At 29.2% G+C, this 13,240-nt stretch carries 13 protein-coding genes; 9 read left to right on the top strand and 4 right to left on the bottom strand.

Translation table 11 applies throughout. The features are described from left to right. Positions 1-212 precede the first annotated feature (212 nt). The 5 genes from HALO113_RS04440 (at position 213) to xerD (ending at position 4,107) form a co-directional block, all read left to right on the top strand. A complete protein-coding gene (locus HALO113_RS04440) occupies positions 213-746 on the top strand; it encodes an outer membrane beta-barrel protein (RefSeq protein WP_159777878.1) in 534 nt (177 codons plus the stop codon). 171 nt (positions 747-917) lie between these two features. Continuing rightward, the gene (locus tag HALO113_RS04435) at positions 918-1,526 is read left to right on the top strand and encodes an outer membrane beta-barrel protein (protein WP_159777877.1); all 609 of its coding nucleotides are present in this window, start codon (positions 918-920) and stop codon (positions 1,524-1,526) included. A gap of 140 nt (positions 1,527-1,666) precedes the next feature. Next, positions 1,667-2,248 carry a porin family protein gene (locus tag HALO113_RS04430; RefSeq protein ID WP_159777876.1) on the top strand — a complete coding sequence of 194 codons (582 nt, stop codon included), beginning with the start codon at positions 1,667-1,669 and terminating at the stop codon, positions 2,246-2,248. Between the two features lie 73 nt (positions 2,249-2,321). Then, a complete protein-coding gene (locus HALO113_RS04425) occupies positions 2,322-3,125 on the top strand; it encodes a hypothetical protein (protein ID WP_159777875.1) in 804 nt (267 codons plus the stop codon). A gap of 82 nt (positions 3,126-3,207) precedes the next feature. Continuing rightward, positions 3,208-4,107 carry a site-specific tyrosine recombinase XerD gene (xerD, locus tag HALO113_RS04420; protein ID WP_159777874.1) on the top strand — a complete coding sequence of 300 codons (900 nt, stop codon included), beginning with the start codon at positions 3,208-3,210 and terminating at the stop codon, positions 4,105-4,107. A 122-nt stretch (positions 4,108-4,229) separates the two neighbouring features. Here xerD and HALO113_RS04415 read toward each other — a convergent pair whose 3' ends face one another. From HALO113_RS04415 to HALO113_RS04400, 4 genes are all read right to left on the bottom strand, one after another. Next, positions 4,230-4,814, bottom strand: a complete 585-nt coding sequence (locus tag HALO113_RS04415; protein ID WP_159777873.1) for a porin family protein — start codon at positions 4,812-4,814, stop codon at positions 4,230-4,232. 134 nt (positions 4,815-4,948) lie between these two features. Further along, positions 4,949-6,511, bottom strand: a complete 1,563-nt coding sequence (rny, locus tag HALO113_RS04410) for a ribonuclease Y (RefSeq protein ID WP_159777872.1) — start codon at positions 6,509-6,511, stop codon at positions 4,949-4,951. Between the two features lie 209 nt (positions 6,512-6,720). Continuing rightward, positions 6,721-7,014 (bottom strand): cell division protein ZapA, encoded by a 294-nt coding sequence (locus tag HALO113_RS04405; RefSeq protein ID WP_159777871.1) that lies wholly within the window; start codon positions 7,012-7,014, stop codon positions 6,721-6,723. Positions 7,015-7,020: 6 nt separating this feature from the next. Then, positions 7,021-7,311: a hypothetical protein gene (locus tag HALO113_RS04400; RefSeq protein ID WP_159777870.1), complete on the bottom strand. Its 291-nt coding sequence runs from the start codon at positions 7,309-7,311 to the stop codon at positions 7,021-7,023. Between the two features lie 194 nt (positions 7,312-7,505). On the opposite strand from HALO113_RS04400, the gene HALO113_RS04395 reads away from it, so the two are divergent. The 4 genes from HALO113_RS04395 to HALO113_RS04380 form a co-directional block, all read left to right on the top strand. Further along, the gene (locus HALO113_RS04395) at positions 7,506-9,194 is read left to right on the top strand and encodes a M23 family metallopeptidase (RefSeq protein ID WP_159777869.1); all 1,689 of its coding nucleotides are present in this window, start codon (positions 7,506-7,508) and stop codon (positions 9,192-9,194) included. Between the two features lie 11 nt (positions 9,195-9,205). Continuing rightward, positions 9,206-11,668 carry a TonB-dependent receptor gene (locus HALO113_RS04390; protein WP_159777868.1) on the top strand — a complete coding sequence of 821 codons (2,463 nt, stop codon included), beginning with the start codon at positions 9,206-9,208 and terminating at the stop codon, positions 11,666-11,668. Positions 11,669-11,715: 47 nt separating this feature from the next. Further along, on the top strand, positions 11,716-12,435 hold the full coding sequence (locus HALO113_RS04385) for a hypothetical protein (protein ID WP_159777867.1): 720 nt from the start codon (positions 11,716-11,718) through the stop codon (positions 12,433-12,435). Positions 12,436-12,609: 174 nt separating this feature from the next. Then, on the top strand, positions 12,610-13,240 hold a 631-nt coding region (locus tag HALO113_RS04380), incomplete at its 3' end, for a hypothetical protein (protein WP_159777866.1).

Below are 13,240 nucleotides of genomic sequence, written 5' to 3'. Positions count from 1 at the left end.
AAGAAAATAATCTTTTTATTTGGTTAAGTTGTTGAAAAATAATAATTTATTGTTATAAAATCTTTATGTCTTATTTTGAAATTTTACTTAAAACATTGATAAACAGCGATTAATAAAAACTAAGTTTAGTAACTTGCTAATAACCAATACTTATGTGTTATTTTATTAAGAAAAAAGTATATATTTGTTATAATAACTAAAATTTAATAACAATGAAAAAATTATTTTTTGCTGCAGCAGCAGTTTTTGCATTTGGTTTTGCAAATGCACAAGATGGTCAAACATCAAAAGGGAAAATATTAGTGGAAGCTAATACAGGTAATGCTATGTTAGGAACAACTGGTTTTTATTTTTCTTCTCAAGATGGTAGTAGTGATTACAATATTGGACTTGATGGAGGTTATTTCATTATGGATGATTTAGCTCTTAAAGTTGGTTTAGGTTATGGAGGTAGTAAAGAAGATGGTTCAGATGCAGTAAGTGCTTTTGCATATCGTATTGGAGCTAAATATTATGTGAAAAGTATGATTCCTGTGACATTAGATTTAACAGGTGCATCAGGTGACGCTGTAGAAAATTTTGCAGGAGAAACACCTATGTGGTTAGGAGTTGGTGCTGGGTATGCTTGGTTCTTAGGAGATAAAGTTTCTATTGAACCAGGGATTAGATATAATCATTCATTAAATGAAGATTATACAGATAAAGGAGTGTTCCAAGTAAATGTAGGTTTTGCACTTTATTTCTAATTTTAGAATAGAAATAATGAAATTTTATAAAAACTGGACTTTATGTCCAGTTTTTTATTTATTGATAATTAATTACTTACATTTTTTATGTTTTTTTTAATACATTTTTTGATTGTTAGAATGTAATAATTGTATAGATTTGCCTACTAAAATTTTTTAAAATTAATAAAAATGAAAAAATTATTATTTGCTGCTGCTGCAGTTTTTGCTTTTAGTTTTGCTAATGCTCAAGAAGAAGGAAGTACTTTTGGTTTTGCTCAAGGTAATGTTATTGTAGAGGGAAATTTAGGTTTTTCATCTACTAATAACAAAAATACTGAAACTAAAGAAAGTAGTTTTGTTTTTAACCCTAAAGCTGGTTATTTTTTAACTGATAAATTTGCATTAGGTCTTGAATTATCTGTTGGTTCAGACAAAACAAAAGTTGCTGGAACTGATACTGACAAAAATTCTAACTTTGGTGCTGGTGTTTTTGGACGTTACTATTTCTTAGATTTAGGGGCAAGATTTAAAACTTATGCTGAAGCAGGTGTTGGTTTCAATTCTGGTAAAAAAGGTTTAGCAGATGCTAAGTATTCTGGTGTTGGTGCTGGAGCAGGTTTAGGAATTAACTATTTCTTAACTGAAAACTTTGCTATCAATTTTGCTTTAACTGATATTTTATCATATTCTTCAAACAAAAATGATGGAGAAAAAGCAGTTTCAGAATTTAACGGAAACGTAAATGTTTTTGATAATTTCTTTACTACTACAACATTTGGTTTAACTTACAAATTCTAATATTTGTATAAACTATATAATTAAATCCCACCATTTGGCGGGATTTTTTTGTTTAAGGTGGTTTCTTTTTTTTATGAGATACTTCTTGTAACGTAGAAATTAATTAATACTTTTGCACCCTTAAATTTTATAGCTTTTTTATGAAAAAAATTTTATTATTCGTTTCAATATTTGCATTAGGAACTGTTAATGCACAACAAAGAAGTAAAGAAGATGTTGAAATAATACCTTTGGTTGGTTATTCTTCATCTAATTATTATGGAGATGAAAGATTTAATAATTCTAGTCTCACAAGTGTAAATTTTGGTGTTGAGGTCGATTATTATTTTAATGATAGATGGAGTTTACGTTCAGGATTGCTTTTTCAAACCATGGGATCAAAAGTAACTAGTTATTATAAAGAAGAATTAGATTATATCACTATACCTGTTAATGCAAATTGGCATTTTGGCTCTACTAGAAAATGGAATTTAAATTTTGGACCTAATTTTGGGTTTTTAAATGCAGCAAGAGCGAATGGTAGAAGTTTTAAAAATGAGGTTAATGGATTTCAATTAGGATTAGCTTACGGAATAGGTTATAAAATTGAAGTGAATAAAAAGTTTAGTATTCTAATTGATTACCAAGGAATGACTGGATTAACAGAAGTTCCAGAAAATGGATATTATGGCATTAAAAATGCTTACGCTTCATTTAATGTTGGTGGCGTTTTTAAATTATAAAATCAAAAAAATCTCAAGTGAATTCTTGAGATTTTTTTTTAGTTTTGCGTCAACAAAATTAAAAATAAACAAAATGAAAAAAGTATTACTTTCTGTATTTGCAGTTTGCGGTTTTTTAGTTGCAAATGCTCAAGAAGAAGAAAATTTAGTAAATCCTATTGTTTCTAGTAAAGGGGAACATTATTTGCCTCAAATGGACGATTGGGCAATTAGTTTTAATGCTGATGGAATTTTTGAATATGTAGGAAATGCATTTAGTGGGTCTACTTCAAAAAACTATGCTCCCAAAGTGGGTTATGTTAGAACCAATACCTTTGTAGGAAAGATGTTTATTTCTGACAAAAAAGCGTATCGTGTTGTAGCAAATTTAGGTTTTGGTACTCAAAATAATACAAATCCTATTACTACAGGGCCAAATGCAGGTACTACTTTAGAAACTTCAAATAATGATTTTGCATTAGCTGCTGGTTTAGGAAAAGAGTGGAGAAAAGGAAATACACGTTTGCAAGGATTTTATGGTGCTGATGTTTTATTAACTACCGCTTTTAGTAATGAAAAAAACACTACAACCGATACACAAACAGGGGACTTTATAAGTAGTGTTGAGGAAAAATCAGGTTTAGATTTAGGCGTAGGTGTTCAAGGATTTATTGGAGCTGAATATTTTATTTTTCCAAAATTTGCTATTGGAGCGCAATATACTTATAGAGTTGGATTAGCGTTAAATGGGGCTTCTGAAACTACCACAAAGCTAGGAACAGCTGATGCAGAAACAGTAGAAGGAGATAAAAGTTTTTCTTTTGCATTTGGAGATTTAGATAACACTACCAATGTGGGTGTAGGGGTTTTTTCATTGAATTTAACCTTGCATTTTTAAGAAAAACGATTTTTGTAAAATATTAAAATTCCTGCTTTAGCAGGATTTTTTTTTATAAAAAATATTTTGATATTTTTGAAGCATGAGTAATTGGCAAACGTATATCAAAGAATTCCAGCACTATTTAAGGTTAGAACGTGGGCTTTCAGAAAATACAATTGAAAACTATTCTTTTGATATTGAAAAACTTGTTCTATTTCTTTCAGAAAATTCTATTTCCGAAAGCCCGATAACTATATCTGAAGAAACAGTGCAACAGTTCATCTATAAAATAGCTTCTGAAGTGAACGCAAGAAGTCAGTCTCGAATTATTTCTGGACTAAAGAGCTTTTTTAATTACTTGGTTTTTGAAGATTATAGACAAGAAACTCCTATGGAGCTTATTGAGGTGCCAAAAACAGCTAGAAAGCTACCAGATACGCTTTCTGTTACTGAAATTGATTCACTAATTCAAGCAATAGATTTATCTACTTTTGAAGGAGAAAGAAATAGAGCTATTCTTGAAACTTTATATAGCTGTGGGTTACGAGTTTCTGAATTAGTTAATTTAAAAATTTCTGATTTATTTTTTGAAGAAGGTTTTGTTAAAATTACAGGTAAAGGCAATAAGCAACGTTTTGTACCAATAGGTAAAACAACCGAAAAATATATTACAATTTATATCACTCAAATTCGAAATCATTTGAATATAAAAAAAGGTCACGAAGATACTTTATTTTTAAACAGGAGAGGGCAACAGTTAACAAGAGCAATGATATTTACTATAATTAAAGATCTAGCGGTTAAAATTAGTTTAAATAAAGTAATTAGCCCTCATACATTTAGGCATTCTTTTGCGACGCATTTATTAGAAAATGGTGCCGATTTACGCGCTATTCAATTAATGTTAGGACACGAGTCAATAACTACCACTGAAGTTTATATGCATTTAGATAGAAAATTTTTATCAGAAGTTTTACAAAATTATCATCCTAGAAAATAAAAAACGCTCTCAAAAGTTGTATCATACTGAGTTTATATGAAAAGCAGAATGAAGAAATTTTTGTTTGCTGACTCATTGTTAATCTTAGTTTAAAATTTATCCTTTGAGAGCGTTTTTTTATTTTAAAAATTAAAACCAACTCCTAGTTGAAAAACAGAGTTTTTAGAATCTGTATTCTTAATTACTTCATTAATACTATAAGTGTACCTTGCAGAAATTAAAAAATTATCAATGTTAAATGAAACTCCACCAGCTAAGGCAGTATCAAAACTATTTACATCATTGTTAATCACTGAATTGTTATCGGTTTTTATTTTTTCGTTAATTTTGAAACCAAATTGAGGACCAGCTTCTACCGAAAAAACTTTGCCAATATGAAGTTTCGCTAAAACAGGAAGATTAATGTAGTCAATTTGATATTCTTGAGTATAAGTTGTTCCTAAAAGGGTTGAGTAATTGTTTTCAAAACCTTGTCTAGAATAGATAATTTCAGGTTGTAAGGAAAGTACTTTTTTAATTAGAGGTACTTCTCCATAAAAACCAATGTAGAAGCTAGTTCTAGGATCAGCTCCTTCATTAAAATCTCCTTTAGTTACTGTGGAATAATTTAGGCCACCTTTAATTCCAAATTTTTCTGAATTTCCATTTTGTCCAAAAAAGGTATTTGTTAATAGAAAAATAAAACTGAATAAAACGATTTTTTTCATATTAATTTATTTTTGTGTTTATATTTAAATAAACGAAAAAATCATGCCAAAATTATTTTTATACAATTGGGAAGGGTATAAAAAAAGCGCTTTTCTATTGAAAAGCGCTTTTGTCTTCTATATATTTTACAGCATTATTTTGCAATGTTCACTGCTCTTGTCTCTCTAATTACAGTGATTTTTACTTGCCCAGGGTAAGTCATTTCAGTTTGAATTTTTTGAGAAATTTCAAAAGATAAATTAGAAGCCATTTCATCAGTAACTTTTTCACTTTCTACAATTACACGAAGTTCTCTACCTGCTTGAATGGCATACGCATTTTTTACTCCATTAAAACCAAAAGCAATGTCTTCTAAGTCTTTTAAACGTTGAATATAAGAATCAAGAACCTGTCTTCTTGCTCCAGGTCTAGCTCCTGAAATAGCGTCACATACTTGAATAATTGGAGAGATTAAGTATTTCATCTCTATTTCATCATGATGCGCTCCGATGGCATTACATACTTCTTCTTTTTCTCCATATTTTTCAGCCCATTGCATTCCTAAAATAGCATGTGGCAATTCGCTTTCCGTATCAGGAACTTTTCCAATATCATGAAGTAGTCCAGCTCTTTTTGCTAGTTTAACATTTAATCCTAATTCAGCTGCCATAATACCACAAAGGTTAGCCACTTCTCTAGAGTGTTGTAGTAAATTTTGACCATATGAAGAACGGTATTTCATTCGACCTACAATTTTTATCAATTCTGGGTGTAAACCATGAATTCCTAAATCGATTACTGTACGTTTACCTACTTCTATAATTTCTTCTTCGATTTGTTTTTGCGTTTTAGCAACAACTTCTTCAATTCTTGCTGGGTGAATACGTCCGTCAGTTACTAATTTATGAAGAGCTAAGCGTGCAATTTCTCTTCTTACAGGGTCAAAACAAGAAAGGATAATCGCCTCTGGGGTATCATCAACAATAATTTCAACACCAGTAGCCGATTCTAATGCTCTAATATTTCTACCTTCTCGACCAATAATTCTACCTTTTACATCATCAGATTCAATATTAAATACAGAAACACAGTTTTCTACAGCTTCTTCTGTACCTACTCTTTGAATAGTGCTAATAATAATTTTCTTAGCTTCTTGTTGAGCGGTTAATTTTGCTTCTTCCATAGTTTCTTGGATAAAAGACATAGCATTTGTTTTTGCTTCAGCTTTTAAGCTTTCAACTAATTGATTTTTGGCTTCATCCGCAGATAAACCAGAGATTACTTCAAGTTGTTCAACTTGACTTTTATGTAGTTTGTCAATTTCTTGTTGTTTTTTTTCTAAAATGTCAATTTTAGAATCATAGTCAGCCATTTTTCTGTCTAAATCTTCATTTGCCTTCTTATTTTTTGCTAACTCATTTGAAACTTGAGATTCCTTATCTCTTGTTCTTTTTTCAGCTTCAGCCATTTTTTTATCTCTTGATAAGATGACTTGTTCATGTTCAGCTTTAAGTTCTAAAAATTTTTCCTTAGCTTGTAATATTTTATCTTTTTTTAGTGATTCCGCTTCCGTTTTAGCATCTTTTAAAATTGAACCTGCTTCTTTTTTGGCGTTTTTTATAAGATTTGAAACATTGCTTTTTTCAAGAAATTTTGCAATTCCAAATCCTAAAGCAAGACCAGCGATGATTCCAATTATTATACTCAGTATGTCCATAGTTTGTTAAATAAATTATATAAAAAAAGCCTACATTAGGTGTTTGTATAAACTCGTAAAGACAAGTTTTGAGCTAACTCATATTTCATGCTTCCCACTTAAGGGCTTGCAATAGCTACGAAGATTCACTCATTTTAATTTGTTAGTGTTGAGTTTATCAAATATATACTAATGTAGGCAGTATCTTTGTTTGTATGTAAGAACGTATTTTATTTATAGAGTAAATCACTCAGTTTTTTATCCAAATTCCTTAATCGATTTAACGAAATGTCATACTCTTGTGACGAATCAATTTGCTTTTGTTCTGTTTGAGAAGCAAATTGTAAAGCGCACATGGCTAAAACATCTTGTTTGTCTCTTACTGCATAGTTTTCTTCAAATTCTTTAATCATAATATCAATTTTTTTAGATGCTCTTCGAAGACCTTCTTCTTGTGATTCCTCTATTGTTAAAGGATAGATGCGATCCGCAATCGATATTTTAATTTTTAATTTTTCACTCATGTCTCTCTAATCAGAAAGTTGTGCTATGCAATAATCAATTTCTCGAATTAATGAATTTATTTTGAGTTTTGTTTCTCTTTTATTTTCTTCACTGCCTAACAATGAATTTACCATCTTCAAATTTTCAATATTATCTTTAAGTACAGCTATTTCCTTAGCTTGTTGGCTTTGAATATCTTCAGAAGCCTTAATTTTTTCTAATAATTCTTGGTTTGTTTTTTCAAGTTTAATTAACTTTTGGTTAAGCTTGAAAAATTTAATTTCAAGAGAATCAATTAGTTCAGATAATCCATTCATCAATGATATAATTCATTTCAATATTTTACAAAATTAGTATTACTATTGAATAATAACAATACTTTTTATAAAAAATTATAATTTTAAGAATATTTTTTTTAATGTATTGATATTTAATGATTTGTGAATAGGTTTTTTTTTTATAATAAAAATAAAGTATTTTTTATTATTTTAGCCTAAATATATATACGCACATGAGACTTATTATTATCCTTTTATTAGCAACTTCTACAATTATTGGACAAACACAATATCCCAATAATTTTATTTCTCCACTAGATATCCCTATTGATGTATCTGGTTCTTTTGGTGAATTAAGATCAAATCATTTTCATTCGGGTTTAGATATTAAAACAGACAAAAGGGAAGGACTTCCTGTTTATGCAGTATCTGACGGCTATATTTCCAGAATTAAAATTTCTACATATGGCTATGGAAAAGCAATTTATATCACACATTCTAATGGTTATGTTTCTGTATATGGTCATTTAAGAGAAGCAAACGGAAGTATTGAACAATATATTAAAAAGCAACACTATAATCAGAAAGCTTTTGAAATTGAACTTTTTCCATCTTCAAGTGAATTGCCCGTAAAACAAGGAGATGTCATTGCATTTTCCGGAAATTCCGGTGGTAGTGGTGGTCCACATTTGCATTTTGAGTTTAGGGATGTAAAAACAGAAAAAGTAATTAATCCTTTGCATTTTGGTTTTACCAAATATGTGCCAGACAAAAGAGAACCTTTTTTACAAGGTATAGTTGCTTATCCTTTAGATAATACTATCGTTAATAAATCTGAAAAACCGATATCCATTTCTTTTAATAAACAAGCAGATGGTTCATATCTAGCTTCAAAAGTATTTGCTAATGGTAGGGTTGGATTTGGGATAAATGCTTATGATTATTGTACGAATCCATATAATAAGAATGGATTATATAAGGTTAATGCTTATTTGAATGGAGTTTTATATTATGAATACGACTTTGAGACTTTTTCTTTCGACGAATCAAGATACGTTAATAATTTGATTGATTTTGAAAGATTTAAAAAAATGAATCAGAGAGTGCAACGTTTGTTTCATTTAACACCTTATCCTTTATCGGTTATAAAATCGACTAAGAACAACGGTATAATAAATACTCAGGCAGACACAAGTTATAATTATAAAATTGAAATTTTTGATTTTCACGGAAACATGACAACAATTTATATTCCTATTGAATTTCAAAATCAAGAAGCATCTGTTCATAAAGAAATTGACAAAGATCCCTATTTATTACGTTCAAAAGTAGAGAATAATTATACAAAAGAAAATGTTTCTATTTATGTGCCTGAAAATGCATTTTACGATGATTTTAAATTTAACTTTGATGTAAAGGAAGGTGTTTTAAGTTTTTCAGAAAAAAATATTCCTATTCAAAAAAATATTACAATAACATTTAGTGATGTAGAGGGGATTAAACCAGAACTTTTAGACAAAACATTTATAGCTTCTGTGGAAGGATATAAATTATATTATAATAAAACCTACAGAAAAGGAAATAGTTTTTCTACTAGAGTGAGAGATTTAGATACTTTTAAGTTAGCGCAAGATACGGTTGCTCCTAGAATTTATAATGTAAATTTCATAGAAGGGAAAGATTTAAAAAATCAAAAAACATTAAGTGTTTCAATAGCAGACAATCTTTCAGGAATTGATACATATAATGCCTATTTAAATGGTGAATGGATATTAATGGAATATGATTATAAGACTAAAAAGCTAATTCATACGTTAAGTGATAATAAGTATGTAAAAGGTAAAAATGATTTTAAAGTTGTAGTAACAGATAATATGCAAAATTCTACTACCTTTGAGTCCTATTTTTTTATGAATAATTAAAGTTGCAATAATTGAAAAAACAAATTTTTTTAGTCTTTTTTTGCCTTATAGGGCAATTTCTTTTAGCACAAACGGCAAGAATTAAAGGAGTTATTTTAGACGAATTTAATACCCCAATAGAAAATGTAACGGTAAGTGTAGAAGATAAGGGAACTGAAACTAATAAAAACGGTTTCTATTCTTTGGAAGTTCCAGCTGGTAAAGAAATTACTATTGTTTTTTCTCATGTTTCATTTAAAAGTGCAACCATTATTACTACTTTAAAAAAGAATGAAGATTTTGAATTTTACCCCGTTTTGAATGATCGTGTAAATCAGATAGGTCCAGTTACGGTTACAGGAACTAGTAAAAAAAGAGTAGAAGGCGTTACTTCAATTGACCCTGTAATTATAAGAACGATTCCAGGAGCCAATGCAGGAATTGAAAATGTTATCAAGACTTTACCAGGTGTTTATTCTAATAACGAATTAAGTACCTCTTATGCTGTTAGAGGTGGAAATTATGATGAAAATCTTGTATATGTTAATGAAATTGAAGTATATCGTCCTTTTTTAATTCGTTCAGGACAACAAGAAGGATTAAGTTTTACCAATACAAATATGGTTGAAAATGTAGATTTTTCTGCAGGAGGTTTTCAAGCTAAATATGGAGACAAATTATCTTCAGTGTTAGATATTACTTATCGTAATCCAAAGCAGTTTGGAGCAAGTTTAGAAGCTAGTTTAATGGGAGGAAGTTTGACTGTTGAAGCAGTTTCAAAAAACCAAAAATGGAGTAATATTACTGGTGTTCGTTATAGAGATAATAGTTTATTAGTAAATAGTAAAGAAACAGAAACAAATTTTAGACCGTCCTTTGCTGATGTTCAAACCTTAGTAAATTTTAATGCTTCAACCAAATGGAATTGGAGTTTCTTAGGGAATATTTCTCAAAACAAATACAATTATGAACCGCTAACTCGTCAAACAAATTTTGGAACAATTAGTGATCCGATTGCTTTATTAATTTACTACGAAGGACAAGAAAAAGATAAATATCTTACTTTATTTGGTGCTTTGAAGTCGGTTTATCAGTATAATACAAACAATAAATTAAAGTTTATTGTTTCTACTTATCATACTCAAGAACAAGAATATTATGATATTTTGGCGCAGTATCGTTTAGGCGAAGTAGATTCAAATATTGGTTCCGAAACTTTTGGAGATGTAGTTTTCTCAAGAGGTATTGGGTCTCAATTGAGTCATGCTCGAAACGATTTAGATGCTTTAATATTCAATGCAGAAACAAAAGGGTTTCATGAATTAAATGAGAAGGCTCAAATTGAATGGGGTTTTAAATACACTAAAGAAGATATTCGGGATAGAATTGTAGAATGGGAAGTAATTGATTCTGCTGGATTTTCTTTGCCTACACCTGTATTAGATTACCAAAATGATCAACCTTATAATCCTTATGTTGGACCTTTAGCTCCTTATAGAAATATAAGAGCTACAAATTATACAACTATAAATCGTTTTTCAGGATATACACAATGGAATTATAAAGGTGAAATAGGAACACATAAATATTGGTTAAATATTGGAGTAAGAGGGCATCAATGGCAAGTTAGTGGTAAAACAGTGGCAAATGGTGAAAGCCAATTTTCTTTTACGCCAAGGATTCAATTTGCGATTAAGCCCGATTGGGAAAAAGACATGCTGTTCCGTATTTCAGGTGGAATGTATCATCAGCCTCCTTTTTATAGAGAACTTAGAGATTATGATGGGGTAGTTCAACCTAATGTAAGTGCGCAAAAATCAATACATTTAGTAGTAAGTAATGATTATAGTTTTAAATTAGGAGACAGGCCGTTTAAATTAGTTAGTGAAGCTTATTATAAAAAGATTAATGATGTAAACACTTATACTATTGACAATGTAAGAATACGTTATCGAGCGAATAATGAAGCCACAGCTTATGCTTATGGTTTGGACACACGCTTAAATGGAGAATTTGTTCCAGGTACAGAATCATGGTTCAGTTTTGGCTACCTAAAAACAGAAGAAAATCAAAATGATAGAGGATATATTTCAAGGCCAACGGATCAAAGATTGAAATTTGGCTTATTATTTCAAGATTACATGCCTAATATTCCTAATTTTAAAGTATATCTTAACTTAGTCTATAATACTGGTTTACCAGGAGGTTCACCTTCTTACGCTGATCCATATGATTTTCAATTAAGATTAAAAGATTATAGAAGAGCAGATGTAGGATTCTCTTATGTGTTTAAAGACGATGCTATAAAATCTAGTAAGAAATGGTTGCAACCTTTTACCGATTTTTCGCTTGGGTTAGAAATTTTTAATCTGTTTAATAACCAAAATTCAATTACAAATACTTGGGTAAGAGATGTATATACTAAATCTCAATATGGTGTGCCTAATTATCTTACGACAAGAGTTTTTAATGCGAAATTAATTGCACGTATGTAATTTTTATACAGCAAAAAAAATAGTATATTTGATTATAATTCCAAATTATGAATACTCTCACAAAATATATCGCTTTTTTAGGAATTTCTCTTTTTCTAAGCTGTAAACAAGAAAAACCAACTCCTAAAGTGATTTATGAAGAAGCTAAAGAAACTATCGAAACTAAGAAAATCGATTCTACTTCTATTAAGATTGCCGATTTACCAATCCTTATGGAAGGTACAAAATATCTTATTCATCCTGTAGGTGATATTCGTGTTTATGACGATTATAGTAAAGTGTATGGTTCAAGTAAAACCAATCAAGTGAGTTATGCCATTTCTAATTACAATCGTTTTGAATTAACGGGATATTTTGAAAATTTAAAATTTCAACATCTTGATTCCACTTCTGTTAAACCACTGACGGATAAACTTATCCAAATTCAAACGGTCACATTTTTAAATACGATTGCAGAAAAAACTAAAAGACAAATTCTAGCTTATGTTTTAGTAGATTCTGATACGAATAAAGATGGAAAAGTGAATCAAAATGATATTAAATCCTTATATATTAGTAATATTGATGGATCAAATTTCACTAAATTATCGGAACCCCTTCAAGAATTAATAGATTGGAATATCATCGAAATTCAAAATCGCATTTATTTTAGATGTCTAGAAGATATCAATAAAAATGGCGCTTTTGACAAAAATGATAAAGTGCATTATCATTACATTAATCTTGTCTCAGACGAATGGAAAGTAGAGGAATATATGCCTATTTAAAAGATAGAAGTTAGAATTCAGAATTTATTTGTATTAGCAATGAAAAACTAAGATTTGAAAAATATACTCTTTTCAATACTTATTCCCATTATGATTTTCTCACAAAATGAGTTATGTGATACAAGTATTGAATTGTCAAATTTATATTATAAGAACGATTATAAAACTCTCTTATTGAGATTAGAACATTTAAAGTCTAACGAAAATAATTTTTCCCTCAATCCAATTATTGATTTTAATTTAGCTCGATTATATTTTTATTTTAATAAATATAATGCTGCGGAAAATATACTTTTGCATCTAAACAATTCTGATGAAGCATTTAAGTTTAATAGATTTATATGTGAAAAGTCAGTTTTTGTCGATGAGTATGAGGTTGAAAATATTTTCAGTAATCTTTCAGGGAAGCAATTAAAAAAAGAAACGCAAGTTTTATTGTCTGATATTTATTACGAAAAACAAGAATATAACAAATCGCTACAATACTTAAGAGATTCTAAAAAAAATGAAAACTATAAATTCGTTTCTTATGGTTGTGGGAATGCAATGATTGGAGATATTCTTCAATATGAACACCGAAAATTTGCTATATTGAATAAACTGGGTGAAATTGAAGAGGCAAATCAATCTGGTTTTTCTATTTTATTTTTAACACAAAACGAAAACCTAATTAAAAAACTTAAAGCTAATTTATTGCAGCAATATTCAGAGAAGGAGATCATCAAAGAGTTAAAAACACAGTTAAAAGAAATTAAAAGAGGAGATGTCTTTGTTTGTGAAAATATAATAAATACCTCATATATTG

The organism is Flavobacterium sp. 9AF (assembly GCF_902506265.1).
Lineage (GTDB): Bacteria > Bacteroidota > Bacteroidia > Flavobacteriales > Flavobacteriaceae > Flavobacterium.
The sequence above is the reverse complement of the archived record's forward strand: the minus strand, read 5'-3'. Positions and strand labels throughout refer to the sequence as shown.

Bases quoted from the DNA above. Each gene is read 5' to 3' on its own strand.
- HALO113_RS04430 (WP_159777876.1), top strand. From the start codon at position 1,667: ATGAAAAAAATTTTATTATTCGTTTCAATATTTGCATTAGGAACTGTT.
- rny (WP_159777872.1), bottom strand. From the start codon at position 6,511: ATGGACATACTGAGTATAATAATTGGAATCATCGCTGGTCTTGCTTTA.
- HALO113_RS04425 (WP_159777875.1), top strand. From the start codon at position 2,322: ATGAAAAAAGTATTACTTTCTGTATTTGCAGTTTGCGGTTTTTTAGTT.
- HALO113_RS04435 (WP_159777877.1), top strand. From the start codon at position 918: ATGAAAAAATTATTATTTGCTGCTGCTGCAGTTTTTGCTTTTAGTTTT.
- HALO113_RS04440 (WP_159777878.1), top strand. From the start codon at position 213: ATGAAAAAATTATTTTTTGCTGCAGCAGCAGTTTTTGCATTTGGTTTT.
- HALO113_RS04385 (WP_159777867.1), top strand. From the start codon at position 11,716: ATGAATACTCTCACAAAATATATCGCTTTTTTAGGAATTTCTCTTTTT.
- HALO113_RS04400 (WP_159777870.1), bottom strand. From the start codon at position 7,311: ATGAATGGATTATCTGAACTAATTGATTCTCTTGAAATTAAATTTTTC.
- HALO113_RS04415 (WP_159777873.1), bottom strand. From the start codon at position 4,814: ATGAAAAAAATCGTTTTATTCAGTTTTATTTTTCTATTAACAAATACC.
- HALO113_RS04405 (WP_159777871.1), bottom strand. From the start codon at position 7,014: ATGAGTGAAAAATTAAAAATTAAAATATCGATTGCGGATCGCATCTAT.
- HALO113_RS04395 (WP_159777869.1), top strand. From the start codon at position 7,506: ATGAGACTTATTATTATCCTTTTATTAGCAACTTCTACAATTATTGGA.
- xerD (WP_159777874.1), top strand. From the start codon at position 3,208: ATGAGTAATTGGCAAACGTATATCAAAGAATTCCAGCACTATTTAAGG.